Annotated in this window: 9 protein-coding genes, 1 tRNA gene and 1 pseudogene; 1 reads left to right on the forward strand and 10 read right to left on the reverse strand. The window is 60.0% G+C overall.

Annotated features, from left to right (window positions below):
• Window positions 1–291: 291 nt before the first annotated feature.
• From Q1B15_RS07205 to Q1B15_RS07245, 9 genes are all read right to left on the reverse strand, one after another.
• Window positions 292–1,044 (reverse strand): SDR family NAD(P)-dependent oxidoreductase, encoded by a 753-nt coding sequence (locus tag Q1B15_RS07205; protein ID WP_299752255.1) that lies wholly within the window; start codon window positions 1,042–1,044, stop codon window positions 292–294.
• A 72-nt stretch (window positions 1,045–1,116) separates the two neighbouring features.
• Window positions 1,117–1,284: a hypothetical protein gene (locus Q1B15_RS07210; protein WP_299752258.1), complete on the reverse strand. Its 168-nt coding sequence runs from the start codon at window positions 1,282–1,284 to the stop codon at window positions 1,117–1,119.
• A gap of 109 nt (window positions 1,285–1,393) precedes the next feature.
• A complete protein-coding gene (locus Q1B15_RS07215) occupies window positions 1,394–2,323 on the reverse strand; it encodes an AEC family transporter (RefSeq protein ID WP_299752261.1) in 930 nt (309 codons plus the stop codon).
• A 5-nt stretch (window positions 2,324–2,328) separates the two neighbouring features.
• Window positions 2,329–3,126, reverse strand: coding sequence for an MBL fold metallo-hydrolase (locus Q1B15_RS07220; protein ID WP_299752264.1), 798 nt, complete (start codon window positions 3,124–3,126; stop codon window positions 2,329–2,331).
• Entirely contained in the window at window positions 3,114–3,923 is an 810-nt protein-coding gene (locus tag Q1B15_RS07225; protein WP_299752266.1) for a TatD family hydrolase, read from the reverse strand. Before Q1B15_RS07225 ends, Q1B15_RS07220 begins: the two co-directional genes overlap by 13 nt.
• 31 nt (window positions 3,924–3,954) lie before the next feature.
• Window positions 3,955–5,076, reverse strand: a complete 1,122-nt coding sequence (locus Q1B15_RS07230) for a DNA polymerase III subunit delta' (RefSeq protein WP_299752269.1) — start codon at window positions 5,074–5,076, stop codon at window positions 3,955–3,957.
• Window positions 5,077–5,218: 142 nt separating this feature from the next.
• Window positions 5,219–5,836: a dTMP kinase gene (gene tmk, locus Q1B15_RS07235; RefSeq protein WP_299752272.1), complete on the reverse strand. Its 618-nt coding sequence runs from the start codon at window positions 5,834–5,836 to the stop codon at window positions 5,219–5,221.
• Window positions 5,833–7,008, reverse strand: coding sequence for a D-alanyl-D-alanine carboxypeptidase family protein (locus Q1B15_RS07240; protein WP_299752275.1), 1,176 nt, complete (start codon window positions 7,006–7,008; stop codon window positions 5,833–5,835). Before Q1B15_RS07240 ends, tmk begins: the two co-directional genes overlap by 4 nt.
• A gap of 25 nt (window positions 7,009–7,033) precedes the next feature.
• On the reverse strand, window positions 7,034–8,131 hold the full coding sequence (locus Q1B15_RS07245; RefSeq protein ID WP_299752278.1) for an SPOR domain-containing protein: 1,098 nt from the start codon (window positions 8,129–8,131) through the stop codon (window positions 7,034–7,036).
• A 222-nt stretch (window positions 8,132–8,353) separates the two neighbouring features.
• On the opposite strand from Q1B15_RS07245, the gene Q1B15_RS07250 reads away from it, so the two are divergent.
• Window positions 8,354–8,443, forward strand: a tRNA-Ser gene (locus Q1B15_RS07250).
• Between the two features lie 152 nt (window positions 8,444–8,595).
• Here Q1B15_RS07250 and Q1B15_RS07255 read toward each other — a convergent pair.
• Window positions 8,596–8,745, reverse strand: a pseudogene (locus tag Q1B15_RS07255) (tyrosine-type recombinase/integrase); the annotation flags it as partial.

Raw genomic sequence — 8,745 nt, forward strand, 5'->3', positions numbered from 1 at the left:
AAAGTTCCGTCGCTTCGTCATTCTCGTATCCATTCGTTCGTGTTGGATACACCTTAGCACGCTGTCCAAATTTGCCGGACCACTTCAAAAATCGGTAATTTCGTCGACCTTCTTACTTTCCTATACGAGATCTTAACTCGCTGGATTTGTCACCTGCAATTTTGCGGGGGGAGTTGAATGCTTTTTGCGCTGACCTGAGTTCTAACTCTAGGTCTGACACCCCACGTTCCAAAATTCGTTGGGTTACCACAGGGCGCGGAGCTGTTTACGACCCGACAGTTAAAAGCTGCCTCAGTAAGTTGCCCGGCCGCCTGACAGATCAAAAACACCTGCAGTCGTGAAGGAGTTTTCGGCGCTTGCGAGCCAGGTGATCATCGCGGCGGCCTCTTCGACTTCGAGGAAGCGCGCGCGCGGGATCTTGGAGAGCATATAAGCGATATGCTCTTCGCTCATCTGGTCGAAAATAGGGGTGCGGGCGGCGGCGGGAGTGACGCAGTTCACCGCAATGTCATGACCTGCCAGTTCCTTGCCAAGCGATTTGGTGAAACCGATGACGCCAGCCTTAGAGGCGGAATAAGCAGACGCGTTGGGATTGCCCTCTTTGCCAGCGATTGAGGCGATGTTGACGATGCGACCGTAGTTGCGCGCGCGCATCCCCGGAACAACCGCTTTGTTGACGTGAAACGTGCCATTGAGGTTCACGGCACAGATATGGGCGAATGTAGTAACGTCGTAATCTTCAACTGTAGCATTGGGGCCTGCGAGGCCCGCGCTGTTTACCAAGATATCAACGGGGCCGAGCGCTGCCTCGGTCGCATTGAGGGCGGCCTGGACGGAGGACCATTCGGAAATGTCGGCGGTGATTGCGGTGGCGTTATCCCCTGCATTGAAGGCGGCGACGGTTGCGGCGTTCTGGTCGCCGTTCCTGTCCCAGCTGGCGACTTTTGCGCCCGAGGCGAGAAGGCGTGCCGATACAGCTAGGCCGATGCCTTGTGCGCCGCCAGTAACGATAGCTGTTTTGCCAGAAAGATCGTAGGTGTTCATGAGACGTGCCCCCTAATTCCGTTCCTTACGGTTTAGCGGCAGTAGTCGTCAGAGAGAAGCAAAAGTCTCAGCCTAGGAGCGGTTGGCCTTTTCGGCGCCTACGTCGCGTTGCCCGAGGGGTTTGGCAAGATGGGCAATCAGTGAGGCGTTTTTAATATGAACAAACAGCGTAGCACCCTGAATCCGGCGATCTTTAATGTGGCGTTCAGCCGGTCGACGGAAGGCGATGACGTTGCTCATAGAACGATTCCCATAACTTCGTTCCTAGATAGACCCCAGATTTGTGACCACGATTGGGCACAAGTAAGGAATAATCACGGTTAATGTTCATGAAGTGTGAACGAGTTCTCTATGGGAGCAGAAGCAGCCAGAGCCAGACCGTAACGATGGATGCAGCCGTGCCCACAAGCACAGATGCGGCAGCGACGCGGCGCGCGCTGCCGTAGAGATTGGCGAAAATGTAGGTGTTGACGCCGGGCGCCATTGCGGCCGTCAGGACGGCAGATCTGAGCGCGTCGCGGTCAAGTTGAAAGAGGGTCGCAAGGCTAAGGGTGATCGCTGGGTGGAGGATGAGAGAAATCACGCAAACCATTGCGATTGTTTTGGAATCACCTTCAGGTTTGTAGCGATGTAGCACGCCTCCGAGGCCGAAAAGTGCGGCCGGAAGGGCGGCAACGACCATGAGGTCAACGGCGTCGATCAGAACACCCGGAAGGGGTAGGCCAGAGAGGTTCACTGCCAGGCCCAGTGCGATACCGATGACCAGCGCGTTGCGGAACATTGAGCGCAGGATTTTGCCCAACAGTATCGCCGGATTGCGGTTATCGGCGCGCGCAATCTCCATCGCAGCGACGCCCAACATATAACAAAAAGGCGCGTGGACGGCGACGATTGCGTAGTTGGCGGACAGTGCATCTGTACCGTAGGCGCGCTCGGTTATGGGCAGGCCGAGGAGGACGGCGTTGGAGAACAGGCAGACAAAGCCAATGGCGACGCTGTCGGACCAATTGCGCCTGAAGATGTACCGCGCACCCAAAGTGCCCGCGGTGAAGCCGACGGTGGCGCCAGTGTAGAACGAGATCAGCAGTTCGGGATCAAATTGTGCCGAGAGGTCGAGGGTCGAAATTGCGCGGAACAAGAGGCAGGGGATGGCGTAGTTTTGGGTGAATTTCATCAGTCCATCGACGCCAGTATCGGGAAACCAGCCTCTCCAGACCGCGAAATAGCCAAAGCCGATAACGAGGAAGACAGGGAGGATAACGTCTAGGAGGGCTTGCACGTTGGTTAATCGTCCAGCTCGATTTTCATACCGTCGAAGGCCGGGGAGATGTGATCCGGGGTTTCGGCGTTGACTTTCGCGTAGTCGAGATCGTTGTGCATGTTGGTGAGAATGGCGCGCTTGGGTCGCACCTGGCCGATCCACTCAAGCGTGCGTTCGAGGTGGGAGTGGGTTGGATGCGGTGTGCGTCTGAGGGCGTCCACGATCCAGACGTCGAGATTTTGCAATTTTTCCCACGTATCGTCACGCATAGTTGATACATCAGGAAGATAGGCGACATTCTTAATTCGAAATCCGAGGGCGTCTATTGCGCCGTGATCTACCTCGAAGGGGGTGAAGATGATGTCGCCGCCCGGGCCGGAAATTGTGACGTCGCCATCAATTGTGAACATGTCGAGGATTGGCGGATAGGGCGAGCCAGCGGGTTGAGTGAAGGCGTAGCCGAAGCTGCCGTAGAGGCGTTCTTGTGTCGGACCATCGGCCCAGACAGCGACCCGGTTTTTCTGGTTGAAGACGATCATGCGCAAGTCATCAATGCCGTGGACGTGGTCGGCGTGGCCGTGGGTGTAAAGGACGGCATCTAGTGTGCCGACACCGGCCCCGAGAAGCTGGTCGCGCATGTCGGGGGATGTGTCGATAAGGACGCGGGTGGTGCCGTCTTTCGTCTTCCGCTCGACCAAAAGGGAGCAACGGCGGCGGCGGTTTTTGGGGTTGGTTGGATCACAGTCGCCCCAGAGGCCGCCGAGGCGTGGAACGCCTCCGGAAGAGCCGCAGCCCAATATGGTGAAGGTCAGCTTTGCCATTGGGCGGCTTTCGTGAAGAGGCGGTCAAAGTTTGCTTCGGTTTGTGCCGCGAAGTCTTTGTAATCCATGTTGAAAACCTCGGCGCCGATGCGGGCTGTGTCGGCGACGTAGCTCGGTTCGTTGCGCTTGCCCCGGTTAGGGGGTGGCGCAAGGTAAGGAGCATCGGTTTCGACGAGGATGCGATCAACGGGCGCGGCGGCGAAGATATCGCGGAGGCCCTGGCTTTTGGGGAAGGCTGTGATGCCGGACATGGAAAGGTAAAACCCGAGATCAAGGGCGGCTTGGGCGAGGGCGGCAGACGAGGAAAAGCAATGCATGACGCAGGTGTAGGCGTCTCTTGCGTGCTCCTCGGACAGGATCGCGGTCATATCGTCGTCGGCGGCACGGGCGTGGACGATGAGGGGCAGGCCGGTTTGGCGGGCGGCTTCGATGTGAATGCGCAAGGATTGCGCTTGGATGTCCTTGCTTTCAACCGTGTAGTGATAGTCGAGACCGGTTTCGCCGATGCCGACACACTTGGGGTGTTCGGCGACCGTGAGGAGGTCTTCAACGCTGACCAGCGGTTCGTCCGCGACGGACATCGGGTGCGTGCCAGCGGCGAAGAAAACTCCGTTGTGGGACTCGGCGAGAGCTTGGACCGGCGGCAGGGATATGAGTTTTGTGCAGATCGTCACCATGCGCCTAATGCCACGGGCTTTGGCGCGCGCAAGAAGGTCGTCGATTTCGCCGTCGAATTGCGGAAAGTCGAGATGGCAATGGCTGTCGGTCAGCGGGATGTTGGGGCCGGGTTCAGACATGGGTTTCGTATCGATGCTTTGGGGCGAAGGGTCAAGGACGCGACGCGGTCTCGTTGATCTTGAGGAAGGCGTCGAGGATCAGGCTTTGGGCATCCACGTTGACTGCGCGACCGTGGCCGATGCGCTGGGACAGGTTTTGTTGGAGGCTGGCCCATTTGCGCGCCGCGCGGGCGTTGGGGGCGAGGCGGGCCATAACCTGGGGTTCGTCTGTGGTAATGGGCGTGTCTGGTGTGAGGCCGGTTCCGGTGCGGGCCATGCGGGCGAGCGCGAGGTCGAGCAAGGTCAGGGCAACGTTTAGGCGGTCGTTCTGACCCCGCTGCGTAACGTGCTCGGCGAATTTCTGAGCGCGGGCGCGATCAAGGTTGGGGCAGCTTGCGAGAAGGGCGAGGATTTGCGTGTAAAGCGCGGGGCCGTCGTTGCTGAGGAGGCGAATGGCGGTGCCGACAGAGCCCGCCGCGAGGGCGGTGAGGCCGGGGTCGGTGTTTTGGTGTCCGGCTTGGTCTAGGGCAGCGGTCAAGGCGTCGGGTTCCAGCGACGACAGGCGCAGTTCGCGGCACCGCGAGCGGATCGTAGGAAGAAGGCGTGCAGGCGCATGGCTGATCAGGAGAAGAAGAGCGTTTTTAGGAGGTTCTTCGAGGACTTTCAAAAGCGCGTTTGCGGCCGACGGGTTCATGTCGTCAACGCTGTCGACAATGACGACACGGCGGCCACCATCTGTCGCAGAAAGGCCAAAGAAGCCGCCGAGTTTGCGGACTTCATCCACTGTGATTTGCGCCTTCAGGCGTTTCTTGTCTCGGTCCCATGCGCGACGAATGAGAAGGAGGCCGGGCTCCGAGAGGGCTGCCATGCGATGCGCAACCGGGTGGTCGGGTGAGATGTCGAGGCTTGCGGGCGGCGGGGGGGCATCGCCGAACAGGCCTGCGTCGGCAGTTTGCGGCGGCGTTGCGATCAGGTAGCGCGCGACGGCCCAGGCAAGGGTCGCCTTGCCGACGCCTTTGGGGCCGGTGATGAGCCATGCATGGTGCATGCGGCTGCCGGTCACGGCTTCGAGAAACTGAGCCTGTGCGGCGTCTTGCCCGAAGAGTGTTTCGGTTTCGCGCGGATGGGGCGCGCCGTCGGCGCGGTCGGCTTCGGGGAGTGCGTCGTCGGTCATTTGGGGCTCTGCCTCTCACACATTGTTGCGTAATGTGTTGTCGGCCGGCGATTGCATGCAACCGCCGTAAGACCCAGTCCACTTGCGTGGACCTCCCTGTGTTTTCTGGACCCAAAGAGGGCGCGGGGTGCGTGTGGTTTGATCATAAGGCGTCGGCGATGGCGGCGACGTCTTGGGCGACCGCCTCTGGGGGACGGTTGCCGTCGATCAGGTGACAGCGGTCGGGGTTGGATTTGGCCAATGCGAGAAAGCCCGCGCGAAGCTTATGTTGGAAGGCGGCCCCCATGTCCTCGAAGCGGTCTTCGCCGGAGTTGCGCGCGAGGCCGCGGGCGAGGGCGGTGTCGGGGTCCATGTCGATGACGAAAGTAAGGTCGGGTTCGCGTGCGATTACTGCGTCGTGGAGACGGTCGACGAGATCGCGAAGATCGCCACGAGCAGCCCCTTGGTAGACCCGTGTGCTGTCGGCGAAGCGGTCAGAGATGACTGTGGTGCCGCGTTTCAAGGCAGGCTCGATCGTGCGCTCCAGGTGGTCGCGTCGAGCGGCGGTGAACAGGAGTATTTCGGTTTCCGGGGACCAGCGGTCCGGGTCGCCTTCGACAAGGAGACGGCGGATGTCCTCCGCTCCGGGCGCGCCTCCGGGTTCGCGGGTGAGGATCGCGTCCTGGCCCTTGGCCGTCAGGTGGTCATGGAGGAGCCGGGCTTGGGTGGATTTGCCCGATCCGTCGATGCCTTCAAATGTGATAAGTCGTCCCGTGGTCATTCCATGAGGGTTCGCACCTGACCCATGGCCTTGTCAAACAGGACGTAGGTCGAGGCGCGGATGCGGGGGACGAAACCTCCGTATTCGACGTCGCGGTCGGAGACGAGATCTATGCGCTTTTCGGGCATATCGCGGGCGGTGATTACCAGTTCGCCGACTTTGTCGCCACTTGCGATGGGTGCCTCAAGCGGGGTTTGGTATTCGACGCGCGTTTCAAGTGTGTCTTGTCCGATGGCTGGCACAAGGAGGCGGATATCGCTCTTGGTAATCAAGTTGATCTGTTGCTGGCTGCCCATCCAGACCGGGGCCTGCGTGATGGTGTCGCCTTTTTTGGCAACGTCCTTGGAAAGAAACTGGCGGAAGCCCCAGTTGACGAAGCTTTCGGCTTCCTGACGGCGGTCAACCTCGGATTCCAGGCCGGAAAAGACGAAGACAATGCGGCGCTCACCTTGGACGGCGGAGCCGACAAGACCGTAGCCAGCTTCTACTGTGTGGCCGGTCTTGAGGCCGTCAGCGCCAAGTCCAAGCCCAAGAACCGGGTTGCGGTTGAAGCGGTTGGAGGGAGAGCGGCCGTCGAAATCGTATTCTTCAAGCGCGAAGAAGCCATAGTATTCCGGGAATTCGTTGATGATGCGCGTGGCAAGGACTGCGAGGTCGTGCATTGACATCCGGTGGTTCGGATCAGGCCAGCCTGAGGCGTTGGAAAACGTCGAATTTGATAGCCCAATCTCAGGACCGCGGGTGTTCATCTGGCGGGCGAAGGCGTCTTCGCTTCCCGCAAGGCCTTCGGCGACGACGATGCAGGCGTCATTGCCGGACTGGACGATGATACCCTTGATCAGGCTTTCGACTGTCGGGCGGTCGGTTTCATCAAGGAACATGGTGGAGCCGCCCATAACGCGGGCTTTGGTTGAAACGCCAAACGTGGTGTCCAGCGTAACGCGGCCATCGCGGAGAGCTTCGAACAGCATATAGAGCGTCATGAGCTTGGACATCGATGCCGGGGGCAGGGGGATGTCGGCGTTTTTCTCAAACAGCACGGTATCTGTGGTCACATCGTACAGATAGGCCGACGTGGCGCGGGTTTCGAATGCGGCTTCGGCCGGTTTGGGGATCGCACTGGCGCAAGCGGTGGTTACGATCAGGGCGAGAGTTGCAATGCGGCGGAGCATGGCGGGCCTCCGGTGGGGGTTTGGGTCAGTTGGACACAAGGAAAGCGTCGGCATAGCCGAGCGATTTCACTTGTCCGAGGATTTCGGATTGGTCGTCGGGGCTTGTCATTGGGCCGACGAGGACGCGCCAGAACGTGCCAGTGGCGTTTGTTCCTGGCACAATTGTAGGCACGATACCGCCTTGGCGAAGGCCGGTTGCGGCGGCACTTGCGTTGGCTTCGACGGTGAAGAGGCCAACCTGGACATAGGGGCTATTGAGAGCTGGAGCGGCAGGTGTTGGAACAGCCGCCACAACAGGTTCAGGTTCAGGTGCAGGCGCCGGGGCAGCGACTGGTGCGGGGGTCGGCTCGGGTGTCGTGGCGGCCGCGACGGCGCGACGCTGGGGGCGCACTACGGCTGTGCTCGTGGTGGCCGAAGCTTCGGCGGCGCTTATTGCGGCGGCGGCTCCAGTGGTGATTGGATCGAGCGTTTCAGTTTCCACTGATGGGGCTATCGCACCGTCAGCCGTGGCAGGCGTGGTGTCGTCTTGTGTTGCGGACGCCGCGGTGCCTCCACCAAAGAGCCGCGCAAAAAAACCTTGCCTTTGAGGCGGTTGTTCGGGCTCGGCGTCGGCGGGAACGGCGACAATCGCTGTCTCATCGGAGGGCGCGTCCGGCGTGGCGTCAAGCGGTAGCGCTTCGGGCTCGATCGTCACTTCTTGTTGACGAACGACAACGATGGAAAGCTCTGTCGGCCGGCCTGCAAGGATGCCGAGTTCGGTTGCGGCCTCCGACGACAGTTGAATACGGGGGCCGGGGTTGTTGCGTTCGCGGCGGAACAGAGCACCGTATATCGACTGGCCATTTGTCGCGTTGCGGATCAGGACGCGTTCGGGGTCGCCGACGTCTGGATGCGCAACCCAAAGGCCGCCAAGCGACGGTCTTCCGTCCCATAACGCCAGTTCTGAGGCCGAAAATATATCGGCGCGTTCGACTTCTTGAATTTCTATCCGGGCCTCGGCAGGCGCGCGGACTGTCGTTTGTCCATCAGTTGGGGCAGTCAGGAATTGACCTTCTTCACAGGCGGCCAGCCCGATCGCCATCACCACCAAAAGGGGGATCGCTGCTTTGAACTTCATGGTCATACCGCCTGCTCCTGTCACCTTCGCCAAACCGGCGCGGATCGCTTTGTTTTGATACCTCGGTTCAGCCGCTTTTGGGCCGATTGTGTTAAACACTACAGCCAACAAGCGCTGGAGAAAAGCGCTGAGACGTGACAATCGGCGTTGGCTTGCCGCAATGGTGTTAAATTCCCTCAAATCCGGGGCTTTCAGAATCGCTCGTAGCGCCATATGACGGTCGGCGTCGGAGGAGTGGCAGAGTGGTCGAATGCACCGGTCTTGAAAACCGACGTAGGTGAAAGTCTACCGTGGGTTCGAATCCCACCTCCTCCGCCACCAAGACTTGTTAAATCACTGTAATTAAATGTTGTTTGAGAAGATCGACCGATCTGGGTCCACATTTGGCTCCACATAACAAAGCGGCCTAGAGCTGTCCCGAAGCAGTTTCTCGTAATCGGCCCGCAGCTGCCAGACCCCCTCAAGATGACCGTACGGTCCTTGGCACCCTTGCCGTGGCGGATCTGGAGCACCATGCGGTCACTGTCGATATCCGTGACCTTCAGGCTGACCGCTTCCGAGGCGCACAACCCTGCGGCGTAGGCCGTCGTCAGTGCCGCGCGCGCCTTCAGGGACGCCAC

Source organism: uncultured Boseongicola sp. (assembly GCF_937988555.1).
GTDB lineage: Bacteria > Pseudomonadota > Alphaproteobacteria > Rhodobacterales > Rhodobacteraceae > Boseongicola.